Source organism: Streptomyces sp. NPDC021749, assembly GCF_040640655.1.
Classification (GTDB): domain Bacteria; phylum Actinomycetota; class Actinomycetes; order Streptomycetales; family Streptomycetaceae; genus Streptomyces.
The window spans coordinates 121,345-139,699 of record NZ_JBFACE010000012.1; the positions used below are offsets into that span (position 1 = coordinate 121,345).

Sequence of the window (18,355 nt, forward strand, 5' to 3'; positions counted from 1 at the left end):
CCCGGGGGCCGGGGCGGCGCGCGGTCAGCCGGACCAGGTCCAGTCGGCGACCTCGGGCAGATCGGTGCCGTGCTCCCGGATCCAGGCGTGGTGGCGGGTGCGGACGTCCGCCATCGCCTGGCGCAGCGCGACCGCGCGCACGCCGAGGCCGGGCACCCGGTCGATGACGTCCATCACCAGCCGGTAGCGGTCGAGGTCGTTGCGGACGACCATGTCGAAGGGCGTGGTGGTGGTGCCCTCCTCCTTGTAGCCGCGGACGTGCAGGTTCGGGTGGCCGGCCCGGCGGTAGCAGAGCCGGTGGATCAGCCACGGGTAGCCGTGGTACGCGAAGATCACCGGCTTGTCGCGGGTGAACAGCGCGTCGTACTCGGCGTCCGGCATGCCGTGCGGGTGCTCCCCCGCGGGCAGCAGCCGGGCCATGTCGACCACGTTGACCACCCGCACGGCCAGCTCCGGCAGGTGACGGCGCAGCAGGTCGGCGGCGGCCAGCGTCTCCTGGGTGGGGACGTCGCCCGCGCAGGCCAGCACCACGTCCGGTGGGTTGCTGCCGTCCTCGGTGCCGGCCCACTCCCAGGCGCCGGCGCCACGGGCGCAGTGCGCGCGGGCCTCGTCGAGGCTGAGCCAGTCGAAGCTGGGCTGTTTGCCGGCCACGATCACATTGACGTAGTCCCGGCTGCGCAGCGCGTGGTCGGCCACCGACAGCAGGGTGTTGGCGTCCGGCGGCAGGTAGACCCGGACCACCTCGGGGCTCTTGTTGAGGATGTGGTCGACGAACCCGGGGTCCTGGTGCGAGAAGCCGTTGTGGTCCTGGCGCCAGACGTGCGAGGTGAGCAGGTAGTTCAGTGAGGCGATCGGGCGCCGCCAGGGCAGCCGGCGGGACGTCCGCAGCCACTTGATGTGCTGGTTGACCATCGAGTCGACGATGTGCGCGAACGCCTCGTAACTGGAGAACAGGCCGTGCCGCCCGGTGAGCAGATAGCCCTCCAGCCAGCCCTGGCACAGGTGCTCGGAGAGCACCTCCATGACCCGGCCGTCGTGCGCGAGGTGCTCGTCGGTGTCCAGCGTCTCGGCCTGCCAGGCCTTGCCGGTGACGTCGTAGAGCGCGTCCAGCCGGTTGGAGGCGGTCTCGTCCGGTCCCACCACCCGGAAGTCCCGGCGCCCGGCGGTGGCCGCCATGATGCCGGACAGCAGACCGCCCAGCACCCGGGTCGGCTCGTGCAGCACGGTGCCGCGCTTGTCCACCTCGACGGCGTACCGCTCCAGCGGCGGCACCGGCAGCTCCCGCAGCAGCAGCCCGCCGTTGGCGTGCGGTGAGGCGCCCAGGCGGCGGGGCCCCTCGGGGACGCAGGCCAGTACGTCGGGGGTGGGCCGGCCCTGTGCGTCGAAGAGCTCCTCGGGCCGGTAGGAGCGCAGCCAGTTCTCCAGCTGCCGCAGGTGTGCGGGGTTGTCGCGGACGCCGGACAGCGGGACCTGGTGGGCGCGCCAGGTGTTCTCGACGGGCTTCCCGTCCACCTCGTGCGGGCCGGTCCAGCCCTTGGGCGTGCGCAGCACGATCATCGGCCAGCGCGGGCGGTCGGTGACGCCGTCGCGGCGGGCCCGGCCCTGGATGTCGGAGATCCGGTCCAGGCAGTGGTCCATGGCGGCGGCCAGCGCCCGGTGCACCGCCGTCGGGTCGTCACCGGTGACGTGCACCGGCTCGTGTCCGTAGCCGCGCAGCAGCGCGTCCAGTTCCTCCTCGGGGAGCCGGGCGAGCACCGTGGGGTTGGCGATCTTGTAGCCGTTGAGGTGCAGGATCGGCAGGACGGCGCCGTCGTGCGCCGGGTCGAGGAACTTGGTGGCGTGCCAGGACGCGGCGAGCGGACCGGTCTCCGCCTCGCCGTCGCCGACGACGCAGGCGACCAGCAGGCCGGGGTTGTCGAAGGCGGCGCCGTAGGCATGGGTGAGGGAGTAGCCCAGCTCACCGCCCTCGTGGATCGACCCCGGGGTCTCCGGTGCGACATGGCTGGGGATCCCGCCGGGGAACGAGAACTGCCGGAACAGCCGGGCCATGCCCTCCCCGTCCCGGGCGACATCGGGATAGGTCTCCGTATAGGTGCCGTCCAGCCAGGAGTTGGCCACCACGGCGGGGCCGCCGTGGCCCGGCCCCCAGATGCACAGCGCGTCCAGACCGCGGGCCTTGACGACCCGGTTCAGATGGGTGTGCACGAGGTTGAGGCCGGGGGAGGTGCCCCAGTGGCCCAGCAGCCGGGGCTTGATGTGCTCGGGGCGCAGCGGCGCTTCCAGCAGCGGGTTCGCCATCAGGTAGATCTGCCCCACGGACAGGTAGTTGGCGGCCCGCCAGTGCGCGTCCAGGGTGCGCAGCTCGGCGGCGTCCAGTGGTCCCGGCACCGCCGACCGTCCCGTTCCGGGGGCTGCCGGGGCGTGCGCGTCGGGCATGCTCAGCTCCTCACGACTTGGCGTGCAACGGACGGTCCCGCTCACAGGTTCCGCAGTGCGGGCAGCAGTTTGGTCCCCGCCCAGTCCAGGAACGGCTCCTGGTGGTCGCCGCCGATCTGCACCAGCGCGACCTCGGTGAAGCCCGCGTCGACGTACGGACGCACCGCCTCGACGAACCGGCCCACGTCGTCGCCGCACGGCACGGCCTCGGCGACGTCCTGCGGCCGGACGTACCGGGTGGCCCCGGCGAAGCCGTTCGGCCCCGGCAGTTCGGAGTTGACCTGCCAGCCGCCCAGCATCCAGCGGAACTGGTCGTGCGCCCGGGCGACGGCCGCGTCGCGGTCGGGGTCGTAGCAGACCGGCAGCTGGCCGACCCGCGGTTTGCCGGTGCCGCCGTGCCGGTCGAACGACGTCAGCAGCTCGGCCTTGGGCTCGGTGGCGATGACCAGGTCGCCCAGCGTGCCGGCGATCTCGCAGGAGCGTTCGCCCGATACGGCCACGCCGATCGGCGGCGGGTCGTCGGGCAGGTCCCACAGCCGGGCGTGCACCACGTCGAAGTGGGTGCCGTGGTGGGTGACCTCACCGCCGCCGAAGAGCTTGCGGATGATCTCGATCGCCTCGGCCAGCTTGTCCAGCCGTACGGGTGAGGCCGGCCAGCCGGCGCCCACCACGTGCTCGTTGAGGTTCTCGCCGGAGCCCAGCCCGAGCCGGAACCGGCCGCCGGACAGCAGCTGCATGGTCGCGGCCTTCTGGGCGACGACCGCCGGGTGGTAGCGGGTCGTCGGGCAGGTCACGTACGTCATCAGCGGGATGCGGGTGGTGGCCTGCGCCGCTGCGCCCAGCACGCTCCAGGCGTACGGGGAGTGGCCCTGTGAGGCGAACCAGGGGGAGTAGTGGTCGGAGGTGACCGAGAAGTCGAAGCCGGCGCGTTCGGCGCCGACGACATGATCGACCAGGGCCCGCGGGCCTGCCTGTTCGGTCATCATCGTGTATCCGATCTGCACCATCTAACACACCTTGCTGTGGTGGGGTACGGCCTGCAACCCGGGCTGGCACCGGGCGGCCGTGTCAGTCGGGCGGCTCGGGTGCGGGGTGCTCTCCCGGTTCGGCCCCGGGCGGCTCCACCGGAGGCGTACCCGGCTCCTCCGGTTCCCTTTCCGGCTCGGCCGGCACCGGGTCACGCGGCAGCGGCTCCGGCTCGCTCGGTACGGGCCCCGGACCCTTGGGTTCGGGTTCAGTGGTCAAAACGGTCATAGCGCTCTCCTTCCTCTCCATCCTGCGTTCCATGCGGGGACTCGGCCCGTTCGGGGTGGAAACGTCTTTCGCAGGGGGAGACGGGAGGGGGAGGCGGAAGGCGGAGCTGTTCCGGACGTGGCCGTCGGGGCCGAGCGGCGGAGCCGTCAGTACACGTCCCGTACGTAACGCTTCTCGGCCGCGAGCTGTTTGACGTACGCGGTGGCGGCGTCCTCGGCCAGGCCGCCGTGGGCCACCGCGATCTCGCGGAGCGCACGGTCGACGTCCTTGGCCATCCGCGAGGCGTCGCCGCACACGTAGAAGTGCGCACCGTCCTGCAGCCAGGACCACAGCTGGGCACCGTGTTCGCGCATCCGGTCCTGGACGTAGACCTTGGCCCGCTGATCCCGGGAGAAGGCGGTGTCCAGCCGGGTGAGCAGCCCGTCGTGGTGCAGCCGGCCGAGCTCCTCCTCGTAGTAGAAGTCCGTGGCACGGCGCTGCTCGCCGAAGAACAGCCAGTTGGGGGCGCGGTGGCCGCGGGCCCGCCGCTCGTCGAGGAAGCCGAGGAACGGTGCGACGCCGGTGCCGGGCCCGACCATCACCATCGGCGTCGCCGGGTCGGCCGGTGGCCGGAAATGTGCGCTGCGCCGTACGAAGACCTCCACGGGGCCGCCCGGCTCGGCATCCGCCAGGAACGCCGAGGCCACGCCCTTGCGCGGGCGGCCCTGCCGGTTTTCGTAGCGGACCACGGAGACCGTCAGCCGGAGGAGCGCGGGATCGGTCAGCGGGCTCGACGAGATGGAGTACAGCCGCGGCCGCAGGCGGGGGAGCAGCTCGGCCCATTCCTGCGCGGCGGCCCGCATCCCGTGCTCGGCCACCACGTCGACGGCCTGCCGGCCCCAGGTCCACCGGTCCAGCTCGCCCTTGTTGCCGGGCCGCAGCAGCTTCCTGAGCGTGCGGTCCCCGGTCTGTTCGGCGGCCAGCCGGAGCAGCGCCGGGGTGATCCGGGTGATGTCGAGGTGGCGGTGCAGCGCCTCGCCGAACGGCACCGTGCCCGCCCCGTCGAGGCCCACCGGGGCCGCCGGGTCCAGGCCGGTCAGATCCAGCCACTCCGCGACCAGCTCCGGGCAGTTCAGCGGCTGCACGCCGAGCGCGTCACCGGCCTCGTACGCCAGCGGCACCCCGTCGGCGCCCCGGGTGTCGAAGGTGAACCGACGCACCTCCTTGGTGGCGCCGGGCCGGCTGAGCAGGTCGTTGCCGACGAGCCGGGCGGTGACGGTGGGGTCCTTGGCGGGGGCGGCGGGGGCGGGTGCCGTCCCGGTGGGCCCGTCGGCCACCGGTTCCGCCGCGCCGCCCTCCAGTGCCCGCAGCACCTGGTCGAGCCACTGCCCGGCCGGCTGTGCGTAGTCCGGCTCGCAGTCCGTCCGCGGCGCCAGCCGGACCGCGCCCAGCTCCGCCAGCCGGGCGTCCAGCCGCCGCCCGTGGCCGCAGAAGTCGTCGTACGAGGAGTCGCCCAGCGCCAGGACCGAGTAGCGCACGCCCTCCAGGCGCGGGGTGTCGGGTGCGGTGAGCGTCTCCCAGAAGTCCGAGCCGTTGTCGGGGGCCTCGCCGTCGCCGAAGGTGCTGGTCACGATGAGCAGGTCCGCGGTGCGCGGCAGGCTGGCCGGGGTGCTCTCGGCCATGCTCACCAGCGTCGCCTCGCGTCCGCTGCCCTTCAGCCGCCGGGCGGCGTCCGCGGCGACCTCCTCCGCGTTGCCGGTCTGCGAGGCCCACAGCACGATCACCGTACGGGCGGCGGAATCCGACGCCGTGTCAGTCGATCCGTTCGGGGCGTCCTGCGCCGCCGTCCCGGTCGGTTCGTCCTCGGCCCGCGAGAACATCCCGGCCAGCACGCCGTTCACCCACAGCGCGGTCTCCGCACCGAACGGCGCCTGGGCGGGCAGCACCGGCGTACCGCCGGACGGGCGGGAGGCCAGCCCGGTGAGGAATCCGGACAGATAGCGGCGCTCGTGCTCGGCCAGGGGCGGCGGGGCGGGGTCGGTCAGCCGGAACAGATCGGTCAGGACCGCCACCGCACCGCCCGCGCCGCCTGCTCCCGGGGCGCCCGCCGGACCGTCCCCCGGCCGGTCCGCCGGGCCGCCCGGGTCGGTGGCCGGCCCCTCCGCCGCGCCCGGGAACGCCGCGCCCTCAAGGTGGCCGGCCCCTCCCGGCACCCTGGTCAGCGCGACCGCACACACCTTGAACTCGGGCTGGAACGAGACCGGATCGACCGCGTCATGGGTCACCGCGTTGACGCATCGGTACTCACCGAACAGATCGTTCCAGTGGAACGGCGCGAAGCAGTCCCCGGGCCGTACCCGGTCGGTCACGACGGCCGGCAGCACCGCCCGCCCGCGCCGCGAGGCGACCTCCACCGCATCGCCCTCCACCACGCCCAGCCGCTCGGCGTCCTGCGGATGCAGCTCCACGAACGGCCCCGGGTTCAGCCTGCCCAGCTTGGCGACCTTGCCGGTCTTGGTCAGGGTGTGCCACTGGTGCGGCAGCCGGCCGGTGTTGAGCAGGTACGGGAAGTCGTCGTCGGGCAGCTCGGCGGCCGGCAGGTGCGGCCGGGCGAAGAACACGGCCCGTCCGCCGGCGGTGGGGAAGACCAGCCGGGGGCGGCTGCCGTCCGGCCGGACGACCGGCTCCCGGCCGGTTCCGTCGTTGAGATAGCGCACCGGATTGCGGTCCGGTCCGTCGGCGGCCGCGCTCGGCCACTGCACGGGCGTCTCGCGCAGCCGCGGATAGCTGACCCCGCTCAGGTCGTACCCGGTCCGCGGGTTGCCCGCCCGCTTGAGCTCCTCGAATATCTCCTCGGCGCTGTCGTAGGAGAAGGCGTCCGCATAGCCCATCTCGCAGGCGACCCGGGCGATGATCCGCCAGTCCGGCCAGGCCTCGCCGGGCGGATCGGCGGCCTGCCCCACCAGCGTCAGATTGCGCTCCGAATTGACCATCACGCCCTCGGACTCGGACCACATGGCGGCCGGCAGCACCACATCGGCGTACGCGGTGGTCTCGGTCTCCGCGAAGGCGTCCTGGACCACGACGAACTCCGCGGCCTCCAGGCCCTCGATGACGGTGCGGCGGTTGGCGACCGAGGCGACCGGGTTGGTGCAGATGATCCAGCAGGCCTTGATGTCCCCGTCCGCCATCCGCCGGAACATCTCCACGGTGCCCCGGCCGCCGTCGTCCGCCCGCAGCGTCCCCGGGGCGAGCCCCCACAGCTCCTCGGTGAACGCGCGGTCCTCGGCGACCAGCGCCGACCGCTGGCCGGGCAGCCCCGGGCCCATGTAGCCCATCTCCCGGCCGCCCATCGCGTTGGGCTGGCCGGTCAGCGAGAACGGGCCGCTGCCCGGGCGGCCGATCGCGCCGGTCGCCAGGTGCAGGTTGATCAGCGCGTTGGTGTTCCAGGTGCCGTGGGTGCTCTGGTTCAGCCCCATCGTCCAGCAGCTCGTCCAGTCGCCGGCCGCGCCGATCCACTCGGCCGCCCGGCGCAGCTCCGCCTCCGGGATCCCGGTGATCTCCGCGACCTTCGCGGGCGGGTAGTCCTGCAGGAACGCGGGCATCGCCTCCCACCCCTCGGTGTGCCCGGCGATGAACTCCTCGTCGATGTCGCCGTTCTCCACCAGCAGGTGCAGCAGCCCGTTCAGCAGCGCCAGATCCGTACCGGGCGCGATCTGCAGGAAGAGGTCCGCCTTGGCCGCGGTGGCGGTGCGCCGGGGGTCGACCACGATCAGCTTGGCGCCGGCCTTGACCCGTTCCAGCAGCCGCAGGAAGAGGACCGGATGGCAGTCGGCCATGTTGGAGCCGATGACCAGGAACACATCGGCCCGGTCGAAGTCCTCGTAGGAGCCGGGCGGGCCGTCCGCGCCCAGCGACAGCTTGTAGCCGCTGCCCGCACTCGCCATGCACAGCCGGGAGTTGGACTCGATGTGGGTGGTGCGGAGGAACCCCTTGGCGAGCTTGTTCGCCAGGTACTGCGCCTCCAGCGTCATCTGCCCCGAGACGTAGAGCGCGACGGCGTCCGGGCCGTGCGCGTCGACGGTCTCGCGCAGCCGGGCGGCGGTCTGCTTGATCGCGGTGTCCATGGCGGTGGGCACCGGCTCGTCGCCCCGGTCGCCGCGGACCAGGGCGCCGGTCAGCCGGCCGGGCGCGGTGAGCAGTTCGGCGCTGGTCGCGCCCTTGGTGCAGAGCCGCCCGTGGTTCGCCGGATGGGCCTTGTCCCCGCTGGCCCGGCGCACGGTCCGCCGGCCGTCCCCGTCCGTCGCGACGTCCAGCACGATCCCGCAGCCGACACCGCAGTACTGGCACGCCGTGCGCACCTGCGTGAGGCGCTCTGCCGGTGTTTCCGCTGCGGTCACGGACGGTCCCCTTCGTGGTCGGAAGCTGCGGATCGACCCTACGAAGGGCCCGTTAACCACGTGTCACACGAGGCGATCATCCGTCGTTACGGCGACCACACACCTGCGCCCGGCGCCGCGTGAGGCCCGGTCCGGGAGACCCGCGCCGAAGGTGAAGCAACACAAAAAGCATATCAATTGCACTTTCATATCCGCTGTGCTTTTCTGTGGCCATGAAACCCACTGCTTCTCCCGCTTCCCCCCGCACCGCGATCATCGGAGCCGGTCCCGGCGGGCTGACCTGCGCCCGCGTGCTCCAGCGGCACGGCGTCCCGGTCACCGTCTTCGACCGGGACGCCTCCGCCGACGCCCGACCGCAGGGCGGCACCCTCGACCTGCACCCGGCCACCGGACAGACGGCACTGCGCGCGGCCGGCCTGTACGAGGAGTTCACCGCCCTCGCCCGCCCCGAGGGGCAGGAGATGCGGCTCTACGGCCGCGACGCCACCCTGCTCTTCCGGCACGCCCCGGCCCCGGACGCGGCCGAGCGCCCCGAGATCGACCGCGGCCGGCTGCGGCGACTGCTGCTGGACTCCCTCACGCCCGGCACCGTCCGCTGGGGCCACCACCTGCGGGCCCTGCACCCGCAGGGCGACGGCCGGCACACGGCGGCCTTCGACGACGGCCACACCGAGGAGTTCGACCTGGTCATCGGCGCCGACGGCGCCTGGTCCCGGGTCCGCCCGCTGCTCTCCGGCGCCACCCCGCACTACTCCGGCGTCACCTTCGTCGAGTTCTCCTTCGACGACGCCGACGCCCGCCACCCCGCGCTCGCCCGACTGGTCGGCGACGGCAGCATGATGGCCTCGTCCGCCGACCGGGCGCTGATCGTCCAGCGCAACGGCCACGCCCACCTCCGCGGCTACGCCGCCTTCCGGGGCTCGGAGGACTGGGCCCTGGAGGCAGGGGTGACGATGACGGACACCGAGGCGGTGCGGGCCGCGCTGCTCGGCCGGTTCGCCGGGTGGGACGACCGGCTGCTGGCGCTGCTGACGGACAACGACGGCGGATTCGTCAACCGGCCGCTGTTCGCCCTGCCGGTGCCGCACACCTGGGCGCACACCCCCGGTGTCACGCTGCTCGGCGACGCGGCGCACCTGATGACGCCGTTCTCCGGCATGGGCGCCAACCTCGCCATGCTCGACGGCAGCGAACTCGCCCTGGCCCTCGTCGAACACGCCGACCGGGACGCGGCGCTGCGCGCCTACGAAGCCGTGCTGCTGCCCCGCTCCGCCGACGCCGCCGAGGGCGCCGCCCGCGGCCTGGCCAACGCCCTCGCCCCGGACGCCCCGGCGGGCTCGCTGCGCCATATGCGGGCCATGGCCGAGAACGCGTAGCGGCCCGGCCTCCTGCCCGCGGGCTCCGGTTGCGGCCCCCGCGCGCCCGCCGGACGATCAGCAGCGAACGGACAGCGACGGCACCGCACGGAGACGGAACCCACCGTGAAGATCACCGAGCCCACCCCCGGCGCGCCCTGCTGGGTGGAGCTGGGCACCTCGGACGTCGACGCCGCCAAGGTGTACTACCGCGAGGTCTTCGGCTGGCGCGCGGAGACCGACCTGCGCCCGGAGGCCGGCGGTTACACCGTCTTCCTCATGGGCGCCGCCCCGGTCGCCGCGGTCGCCCCGCTCTCCGCCCCCGGCCGGCCCACCGCCTGGACCGTCTCGTTCGCGACCCGGGACGCCGATGCGCTGGTCGCTGCGGTCACCGAGGCCGGCGGGCGGCAGCTGACGGCGCCGGTGGACGTCTTCGGGCACGGCCGCTTGGCGGTGCTGGCGGACCCGGAGGGTGCGGTGTTCTCGGTGTGGCAGGCCCGGGACTTCCCCGGCGCGGCACTGCTCAACGCGCCCGGCTCGCTGGGCTGGGTGGAGCTCGCCACCCGCGACGAGGAGGCCGCCAAGCACTTCTACACCCGGGTCTTCGGCTGGACCGTGGGCACCCACGAGGACTATCCGCAGTGGGGCATCGACGGTGCCGACTTCGGCGGGCTGAGCGCGCTGGACGAGTTCTACCCGGACGACGTCCGGGCGCACTGGCTGGCGTACTTCGCGGTAGCCGACGTCGACGACACCGCAGCCCGGGCCGCGGAGTCCGGCGGCATGCTGCTGGTCCCTCCCACGGACGTGCCCGAGGGGCCGCGGATCGCGGTGGTCCGGGACCCGCAGGGGGCCTCCTTCGGGATCCACCGCGCGGGCACCGAAGGCTGACTGTCACACGATCGGCGGCCTGTTCGTCGTTTCACCACATTCCGAGGGTGGTTTGCGCGTAATGTCCACTTCGCATCAATGGGTGGCATCGCGCGTCAAGAACAGGAGACCCTCATGTCCACGACCGAATTCCTCGCGGTCCGCGGCAGAAAGCTCGCAGCCGGCGCGGGCGCACTGACCACGGCTGTCGCCCTCGGAGCGGCGCTGTCCGCCATGACCCCGGCCCAGGCGGCGCCCGGACCGACGGCCAAGCCGTACGGCGTCGTCACCACCAAGATGGGCCTGAGTGAGCGTCAGTACCCCAGCACCGACGCCTCCGTGAAGGGCTTCCTCCGGCACCGCGCCCAGGTCAACCTGGTGTGCAAGGTGCGCACCCAGCCCGTCGGCGGCAACACCGTCTGGTACCTGACCGGCGAGGGGCGCGGGACCTGGGTCGCGGCGAAGTACGTGACCAACAACGGCAACGTCAAGTACTGCAAGGACGTGCAGCGTGGCCGGATCGCGCCCCGCAACAACGCGGCCAAGCACGCCGTGGGCTGATGGCGTCCGGCACCCAGGCCCGGTCCGGCACCCGCAGGTGCCGCACCGGGCCTTCGTGTGCGCCCGCCGGGCCCGCACCGCGGCCGCGCTCTTCCGTATTTCTGGAACAAGTTCTACTGTGCCCCCCGATCCGTCGTCCGGCGGGCCGTCAGAAACAGACGGCCCGCCGGCCGGACGACCCGGACCGACCGGACGATCTGGAGGGGCCGTGCACCTCGAATACACCCCCGAGCAGCAGCAGTTGCGTGCCGAGCTGCGCACCTACTTCGCCGAACTGGTGCCGGACCGTGCCCACGCCCTCCCCCATGGCCTCCAGGGCACGGGTGGTGCCCCCATCGAGGACCCGGCCGCGCGGAAGCGGTTCTACCGCGAGACCATCCGCCGGCTCGGCGCGGACGGCTGGCTCGGCGTCGGCTGGCCCCGGGAGTTCGGCGGGCGCGGGATGACCCCGATGGAGCAGTTCGTCTTCTTCGACGAGGCCGCCCAGGCCGGCGTCCCGTTGCCGCTGATGGCACTCAACACCGTCGGCCCGACGCTCATGCGGTTCGGCACGGAGGAACAGAAGGCGTACTTCCTGCCGCGCATCCTCTCCGGCGAACTCGACTTCGCCATCGGCTACAGCGAACCCGAGGCGGGCACCGACCTGGCCTCGCTGAAGACGCGCGCCGTCCGGGACGGCGACCATTACGTGGTCAACGGCCAGAAGATCTGGACCACCAACGGCGACACCGCCGACTGGGTGTGGCTGGCCGTCCGTACCGACCCCGGCGCGCCGCCGCACAAGGGCATCACCATGCTCCTCGTGCCGACCTCCGACCCCGGCTACTCCTGCACCCTGATCAACACCCTCGCCTCGCACGACACCACGGCGAGCTACTACGAGAACGTCCGCGTCCCCGTCTCGCGCCGCGTCGGCGAGGAGAACAAAGGCTGGCGGCTGATCACCAACCAGCTCAACCACGAGCGGGTCACGCTCGCCGCGCACGGCACCATGGCGATCCGCGCCCTGCACGACGTGCAGCGCTGGGCCCGGGAGACCAAGCTCGCCGACGGCCGCCGCGTCGTGGACCTGCCCTGGGTCCGCCGCCGCCTCGCGCAGACGCACACCAAGCTGGACGCGATGAAGCTCCTCAACTGGCGGATGGTGGGCGCCCTCCAGGACGGCACGCTCACCCCGCAGGACGCCTCGGCGGTCAAGGTGTACGGCTCCGAGGCGCGGCGGGACGCGTACGCCTGGCTGATGGAGGTCGTCGCCGCCGCGGGCGCCCTGAAGGAGGGCTCGGCGGGCGCCGTCCTCCACGGCGAACTGGAACGCGGCTACCGCTCCGCGGTGATCTTCACCTTCGGCGGCGGCAACAACGAGATCCAGCGCGAGATCATCGCCTGGATCGGCCTGGGGATGCCGCGGGTACGGCGTTAAATTGACCTCGTGGACGCCCCTCGCGCAGGTGACCCGGGACTCTTCGGCCCCTCCTCGGTGACCTGGCAGATGCACGCCGATCCGCTGATGTGGATCGCCGGGATCCGTGCGCTGTACCTCCAGGCGCTGCACCCGCGCGCGGTGCGCGGCGTCCTGCAGAACTCGGACTTCCGGCGCGACGCCTGGGGCCGGCTCATGCGGACCGCCGACTTCGTCGGCACGACGACGTACGGCACCACGGCCGCCGCCGAACGGGCCGGTGCCGCGGTCCGCGGCCTGCACCGGCGGCTGACCGCCACCGACCCGGCCACCGGCGAGCGCTACCGCATCGACGAGCCGGAGCTGCTGCTGTGGGTGCACTGCGCCGAGGCCGACTCCTACCTCCACGTACTGCGCCGCTCCGGATACCCGCTCACCGACGCCCAGGCCGACGCCTACCTGCGCGAACAGCGGACGAGCGGCCGGCTCGTCGGGCTGGACCCCAAGCGGGTCCCCGGCGACCGCGCCGGGTTCGACGCGTACTTCGCACGGGTGCGCCCCCTCCTCGCACCGACCCCGGAGGCCCGGGAGGTCGACGCGTTCCTCCGCCGTCCGCCGACGCCCGCCGGGCTCGTCCCGGCCCGCGCGGTGCTCTGGCCGTGGATCGCCCGGCTCGCCTACGGCGCCCTCCCGGCGTACGCCCACCGCCTCTACGGGCGCCCGGCGCCGCCGCCCGCGGTCGTCACCCGAAGGCTGCGCGCCACCGGCCGCCTGCTTCGCGCCATTCCGCCGGCCGCCCGCCGGCAGCTGCCGCCCCGGCACGTCCTGCGTGCCGTCGAGCGGCTCGGGCCGGACGCCCGCCCGTCGGCCTACAAGCTCCGCCGCGCCGCCGCCATACTGGACCCGCAGGGGGAGCGGCGCGGCTGATCGTGAGGGCGGGGACGGGGGCGGCGACAGACGATGGCGGAAAACCGGCTGATCCAGGGGCGGTACCGGCTGCTGGACACCATCGGGCGCGGCGGCATGGGCGAGGTCTGGCGGGCCCGCGACGAATCACTGGGCCGACAGATCGCCGTCAAATGCCTCAAACCGCTGGGGCCCCGGCACGAGCCCTCGTTCCTGGACGTGCTGCGCGAACGCTTCCGCCGTGAGGCCCGGGTCGCGGCCGCCCTCCAGCACCGCGGCATCACCGTCGTCCACGACTTCGGCGAGGACCAGGGCACCCTCTTCCTCGTCATGGAGCTGCTGACCGGCCGCAACCTCAGCCAGCTGCTCGACGACAACCGGCGCCAGCCGCTGCCCGTCCCGGACGTCATCGACATCGCCGAACAGGTCACCGCCGCGCTCGCCTACACCCACGGGCAGGCCGTCGTGCACCGCGACCTGAAACCGGCGAACATCGTCCGCACCGCCGACGGCACGGTCAAGATCTGCGACTTCGGCATCGCCCGGCTGGGCCACGACATCGGCTTCACCGCCCGCCTCACCGGCCCCGGCGTGGCGATGGGCAGCCCGCACTACATGTCGCCCGAGCAGATCGGCGCACACCCCGTCGACCACCGCAGCGATCTGTACTCCCTCGGCTGCGTACTGTACGAACTCGCCACCGGCGTCCCGCCGTTCGACCTCGGCGACGCCTGGGCGGTGCTCGTCGGACACCGCGACACCGCCCCGACCGCGCCGCGCAGCCTCCGCCCCGACCTGCCGGCGGCCTACGAGCGGATCATGCTCCAGCTGCTCGCCAAGGACCCCGACGACCGGCCCCGCGACGCCGACGAACTCGCCAAACGCCTCGCCGACGCCCGCCAGGACCCCGACGGCACCACAGCCGGCCCCGGCGCCACCGTCCCCGCCCTGCCGGCCTGGACCGACGGCATCACCCCCGGCTCACCGGCCGTCCCCCGCCCGCCCCGCTCCGTACCCGTCCGCGAAGTCACGGTCCTCACCGACGCCTGGACCGGCGGCGGCGACCCCCGGTCCGGCGACGCCGCCGTGGCCGCCGGCATCGCCAGCCCCGCACCACCGGACGACCTCCGCACCGCCCTCGCCGCCCGCCTGACGGCCGGCCGGGCGCTGGGCGACGAGGGCCGGTACTTCGAGGCCCACCAGACCTACGCCGAGGTGCTGGCCGCGCAGGAACACACCCTGGGGCCCGACCACCCCGACTCCCTCGACTGCCGCCACCACCTCGCCCGCAACCTCGGCCGACTGGGCCGGCTGGAGGACTGCCGGGCCATGACCCGGGACGTGGCCGCCGCCCGCGCCCGGGTCCTCGGCGCCCGCCACCCCGACACGCTCACCACCCGTTACGAACTCGGCCACGTCCTCGGCCGGCTGGGCAGATGGGCCGAGGCGCTGCGCACCTACCAGGAGGTCGCGGCCGCCCGTACCGTCACGCTCGGCCCCGACCACCCCGACACCCTCGACGCCCGCTACGAGGTCGGCGTCGGCCTCGGCCGGCTCGGCCGCAGCGCCGAGGCGCTGACGCTCTACCACGACCTGGTCGCGGCCCGCACCCGCACCCAGGGCGCCGACGACCCGGACACCCTGCGCGCCCGGCACGCCCTCGGCGTCAACCTCGGGCGGCTGGGCCGCTGGCCGGAGGCGCTCGCCGAGGCGAAGGCGGTGGCCGCGGCCCGCGACCGGGTGCTCGGCCCGGACCACCCCGACACGCTGGTCAGCCTCCGGGAGACCGCGGTGGCGCTCGGCTGGCTGGGCCGCTGGGACGAGGCACTGGACCGCTACCGCCGGGTCGCCGACGCCCGCACCCGGGTGCTGGGCGCGGCCCACCCCGACACCCTGGCCGGCCAGAGCGACCTCGCCCAGTGCCTGGAACGACTCGGCCGCCAGGACGAGGCGACCGCCCTGCACCGCCGGGTCGCCGCCCTCCGCCGCGAGCGTGCGGCGCACCGCCGGTAGCCGCCCGTACCCGGCCACGGCTCAGTCGGCCGGCGTCACCCGGTACAGCACCGTGCCGTGCGCCGGTACGTCGCTCGCCACGATGTCCCCGTCGGTGTGCTTGCGATGACCGCTGACGAGATCGTGCAGCCGGTACGAGGACGCCTCCGGCAGCCCGGCCGCGCCCGCGGTGACCGACAGCGTGCGCGGCGCGTCACCGGAGTTGAACAGCGCCACCGCCCGGTCACCGTTCTTCAGCGGCTTGGCCAGCACCGCAAAGTGGTCGTCCTGCGCGACGATGCGTCCCTGGACCCCCAGCGGATCCTGGTCGACCGCGATGACGTGCTCGTTCCCCAGCACCGCGCGGGCCTCCGGGGAGAGCTTGCCGAGGTCCGTACTGGAGATCAGCGGCGCCGCCATCATCGCCCACAGCGACATCTGGCTCTGCATCTCGTCCCGGCTCAGCCCCAAGTCCCCGGCCAGCAGGAAGTCCGGGTCGTTCCACCGCCCGGGGCGCTGCAGATCGGCGAGGTTGGCGTTGTAGTGGAAGTTGTAGACGATGGAGGACCACTTGGCGGCCGGAGTGCTCTGCTGCAGCGCCACGTCCCGGCCGCCCCGCCAGAGGTTTCCCAGCTCGGACGACCAGCCGATGACCCGGTGCCAGACGGCGTCGCCATCGAACTGGAAGTAGGCCGGCGCGGAGACGGAGAAGGTGATCGGCCGTCCGCTGGCCCGCAGCGCCCGGCTCATCCGGCCGTACAGGTCCCGGTAGGTCTCCTCCTTGCTGTGTCCCGGCGCGGTGGGCACGTTGCAGCCGTCGGCCTTGACGTAGTCCACCTGCCAGCTCGCGAACAGCTTCGCGTCCTCGGAGAAGTGGCCGAGACTGCCCGGGTACTTCTCGCAGGTGAGCGTGCCGACGTCCTCGTAGATGCCGAACTTCAGCCCCATGGCGTGCAGTTGCTGCCCCACGTAGGCCATGCCGTGCGGGAACTTCACCGGGTCCGGCAGCAGCTCGCCCTTGGGGCCGCGCTCCTTGGCCATCCAGCAGTCGTCGACCGTGACGGTGCGGTAGCCCTTGCGCGCGAGCCCCGAACGGACCAGGGCCCGCGCGTTGTCGAGCACCACCTTCTCGTCGACGTGGCAGGTGTAGTACGACCAGTTGTTCCAGCCCATCGGGGGAGTGGGGGCCAGGTTCGGGTACGGGCCGGCGGCCGGCCGCGCCTCGGACGCGCGGCCCGGGTCGGGGGTGGCCGAGGCGGGCGCCGGGGCGGCCAGCAGCCCGGCCGAGCAGGCGGCGACGGCGGTGAGTCCGGCGACGGAGCGGCCGATGCGGGGAACCGGGGGACGGGACACGGTGTCACCTCACGGGTGTGCGGAGCGGCCTGACGGGGGGACGGCCGGGGCGGTGCCGAGGTGGAGCACGGCCGGACGCTAGGAGCAGCCCCGGACCCGGTCAAGAAGCCGCACCGGCCGGCGTGGAGGTTTCAGCCGCGTGTACCTGGCCTCCACGATCACCGCGTGCTACCAAGGGGCATGCCGGAACGGACTTCGTATGACGCGGTCATCGTCGGCGGCGGGCACAACGGACTGGTGGCCGCCGCCTATCTCGCACGCGCCGGACGCAGCGTGCTGGTGCTGGAGCGGCTGGACCACACCGGTGGTGCCGCCGTGTCGACCCGGGTCTTCACCGGTGTCGACGCCCGGCTGTCCCGCTACTCCTACCTCGTCAGCCTGCTGCCGCCGAAGATCGTGCGGGACCTCGGACTGCGCTTCGCGGTCCGCAAACGCACCGTCTCCTCCTACACGCCCGTGGTGCGCCACGGCCGCCCCACCGGCCTCCTGGTCGGCGGCGGCGCGGACCGCACCCGCCGCTCCTTCGCCGAACTCACCGGATCCGACCGGGAGTTCGCGGCCTGGGAACGCTTCTACGGCACCACCCGGCGGCTCGCCGAGGCGGTCTTCCCCACCCTCACCGAACCGCTGCCCACCCGTGCCGCGCTGCGCGCCCGGGTCGACGACGCCGCCACCTGGCACGCCGTCTTCGAGCGGCCCCTGGGCGAGCTGGTCGAAGAGACCTTCACCGACGACCTGGTCCGCGGGGTGGTCCTCACCGACGCGCTCATCGGCACCTTCACCACCGCCCACGACCCGTCCCTGCGCCAGAACCGCTGCTTCCTGTACCACGTCATCGGCGGCGGCACCGGCGACTGGGACGTCCCCCTGGGCGGCATGGGCGCCCTCACCGACGCCCTGGCCGACGCCGCCCGCCGGGCCGGCGCGGAGATCGTCACCAGCTGCCCGGTGACGGCCCTCGCCACCGACGGCCGCACCGCGGAGGTGTCGTGCGAGCAGGGCACGATCGGTGCCCGCCGGGTCCTGGTGGGCGCCTCGCCGCGGGAACTCGCCCGCCTCCTCGGCGAGGCCCCGCCGCCGCCCGCCGAGGGCGCCCAGCTCAAGGTGAACATGCTGCTCACCCGCCTTCCCCGGCTCCGCGACACCGGCGTGGACCCGCGCGAGGCGTTCTCCGGCACCTTCCACCTCGCCGAGGGCTACGACCAGCTGGAACGCGCCTACCGGCAGGCCGCGGCCGGGAGCCTGCCGGCCGCCCCGCCCTCCGAGATCTACTGCCACTCGCTGACCGACCCGTCCATCCTCGGCGCCGACCTGGTGCGCCGGGGCTACCAGACGCTGACCCTCTTCGGCCTGCACACCCCCGCGCGGCTGTTCGCCGACGACACCGCCGACCACGCCGCCACCCGCGACCGCCTCCTGGCGGCCACCCTCGCCGAACTGGAGACCCACCTCGCCGAGCCGCTCGCCGACTGCCTCGCCCTGGACGCCGACGGCCGCCCCTGCGTCGAGGCCAGGTCCCCGCTCGACCTGGACCGCGAACTCGGCCTGCCGGGCGGCAACATCTTCCACCGCGAGCTGGCGTTCCCGTACGCGGACCCGGAGGCGGACGCTCCCGCCGGGAGCGCGGCGGCGCGCTGGGGGGTGGCCACCGCCCACCCCGCCGTCCTCCTGTGCGGTGCGGGCGCGGTGCGCGGCGGCGGGGTGAGCGGCATCCCCGGCCACAACGCGGCGATGGCGGTGCTGGAGGAGGGGGTGGCCTGACGGCCGCCGGCGGCGCGGTGCCCCGGAGCCGCCCCGGGACCGTGCCGGTTTTCTGACGCTGCATCAGAAAATCTCTTCCCTCGTACGGC

Annotated in this window: 11 protein-coding genes; 7 read left to right on the forward strand and 4 right to left on the reverse strand. The window is 73.6% G+C overall.

Annotated features, from left to right (window positions below; translation table 11 throughout):
• Positions 1-24 precede the first annotated feature (24 nt).
• The 3 genes from AB0G35_RS14795 to AB0G35_RS14805 form a co-directional block, all read right to left on the reverse strand.
• Positions 25-2,436, reverse strand: coding sequence for a phosphoketolase family protein (locus AB0G35_RS14795; RefSeq protein WP_360948461.1), 2,412 nt, complete (start codon positions 2,434-2,436; stop codon positions 25-27).
• A 41-nt stretch (positions 2,437-2,477) separates the two neighbouring features.
• The gene (locus AB0G35_RS14800; protein WP_360948463.1) at positions 2,478-3,443 is read right to left on the reverse strand and encodes an LLM class F420-dependent oxidoreductase; all 966 of its coding nucleotides are present in this window, start codon (positions 3,441-3,443) and stop codon (positions 2,478-2,480) included.
• Between the two features lie 393 nt (positions 3,444-3,836).
• Positions 3,837-8,069, reverse strand: coding sequence for a bifunctional nitrate reductase/sulfite reductase flavoprotein subunit alpha (locus AB0G35_RS14805; RefSeq protein ID WP_360948465.1), 4,233 nt, complete (start codon positions 8,067-8,069; stop codon positions 3,837-3,839).
• 212 nt (positions 8,070-8,281) lie between these two features.
• On the opposite strand from AB0G35_RS14805, the gene AB0G35_RS14810 reads away from it, so the two are divergent.
• From AB0G35_RS14810 to AB0G35_RS14835, 6 genes are all read left to right on the forward strand, one after another.
• A complete protein-coding gene (locus AB0G35_RS14810; protein ID WP_360948467.1) occupies positions 8,282-9,445 on the forward strand; it encodes an NAD(P)/FAD-dependent oxidoreductase in 1,164 nt (387 codons plus the stop codon).
• 105 nt (positions 9,446-9,550) lie between these two features.
• Positions 9,551-10,315 carry a VOC family protein gene (locus AB0G35_RS14815; RefSeq protein WP_360948469.1) on the forward strand — a complete coding sequence of 255 codons (765 nt, stop codon included), beginning with the start codon at positions 9,551-9,553 and terminating at the stop codon, positions 10,313-10,315.
• 114 nt (positions 10,316-10,429) lie between these two features.
• Positions 10,430-10,855, forward strand: coding sequence for an SH3 domain-containing protein (locus AB0G35_RS14820; RefSeq protein ID WP_360948471.1), 426 nt, complete (start codon positions 10,430-10,432; stop codon positions 10,853-10,855).
• A 208-nt stretch (positions 10,856-11,063) separates the two neighbouring features.
• Complete coding sequence (locus AB0G35_RS14825) at positions 11,064-12,275, forward strand: acyl-CoA dehydrogenase family protein (protein WP_360948473.1); 1,212 nt, start codon at positions 11,064-11,066, stop codon at positions 12,273-12,275.
• Positions 12,276-12,344: 69 nt separating this feature from the next.
• Positions 12,345-13,181 (forward strand): oxygenase MpaB family protein, encoded by an 837-nt coding sequence (locus AB0G35_RS14830; RefSeq protein ID WP_360948614.1) that lies wholly within the window; start codon positions 12,345-12,347, stop codon positions 13,179-13,181.
• 33 nt (positions 13,182-13,214) lie between these two features.
• Positions 13,215-15,173 carry a serine/threonine-protein kinase gene (locus tag AB0G35_RS14835; RefSeq protein WP_360948475.1) on the forward strand — a complete coding sequence of 653 codons (1,959 nt, stop codon included), beginning with the start codon at positions 13,215-13,217 and terminating at the stop codon, positions 15,171-15,173.
• Positions 15,174-15,194: 21 nt separating this feature from the next.
• Here the strand turns inward: AB0G35_RS14835 and AB0G35_RS14840 are convergent, their stop codons facing one another.
• Positions 15,195-16,505 carry a glycoside hydrolase family 27 protein gene (locus AB0G35_RS14840; RefSeq protein ID WP_360948477.1) on the reverse strand — a complete coding sequence of 437 codons (1,311 nt, stop codon included), beginning with the start codon at positions 16,503-16,505 and terminating at the stop codon, positions 15,195-15,197.
• 180 nt (positions 16,506-16,685) lie between these two features.
• Here AB0G35_RS14840 and AB0G35_RS14845 point away from each other — a divergent pair, with 180 nt between their 5' ends.
• Entirely contained in the window at positions 16,686-18,266 is a 1,581-nt protein-coding gene (locus tag AB0G35_RS14845; protein WP_360948479.1) for an NAD(P)/FAD-dependent oxidoreductase, read from the forward strand.
• Positions 18,267-18,355 lie beyond the last annotated feature (89 nt).

What these genes read in the sequence shown, in the direction of transcription:
- AB0G35_RS14795 (WP_360948461.1), bottom strand. Translation starts at nt 2,436, where the DNA reads ATGCCCGACGCGCACGCCCCGGCAGCCCCCGGAACGGGACGGTCGGCG.
- AB0G35_RS14800 (WP_360948463.1), bottom strand. Translation starts at nt 3,443, where the DNA reads ATGGTGCAGATCGGATACACGATGATGACCGAACAGGCAGGCCCGCGG.
- AB0G35_RS14810 (WP_360948467.1), top strand. Translation starts at nt 8,282, where the DNA reads ATGAAACCCACTGCTTCTCCCGCTTCCCCCCGCACCGCGATCATCGGA.
- AB0G35_RS14820 (WP_360948471.1), top strand. Translation starts at nt 10,430, where the DNA reads ATGTCCACGACCGAATTCCTCGCGGTCCGCGGCAGAAAGCTCGCAGCC.
- AB0G35_RS14830 (WP_360948614.1), top strand. Translation starts at nt 12,345, where the DNA reads ATGCACGCCGATCCGCTGATGTGGATCGCCGGGATCCGTGCGCTGTAC.
- AB0G35_RS14835 (WP_360948475.1), top strand. Translation starts at nt 13,215, where the DNA reads ATGGCGGAAAACCGGCTGATCCAGGGGCGGTACCGGCTGCTGGACACC.
- AB0G35_RS14845 (WP_360948479.1), top strand. Translation starts at nt 16,686, where the DNA reads ATGCCGGAACGGACTTCGTATGACGCGGTCATCGTCGGCGGCGGGCAC.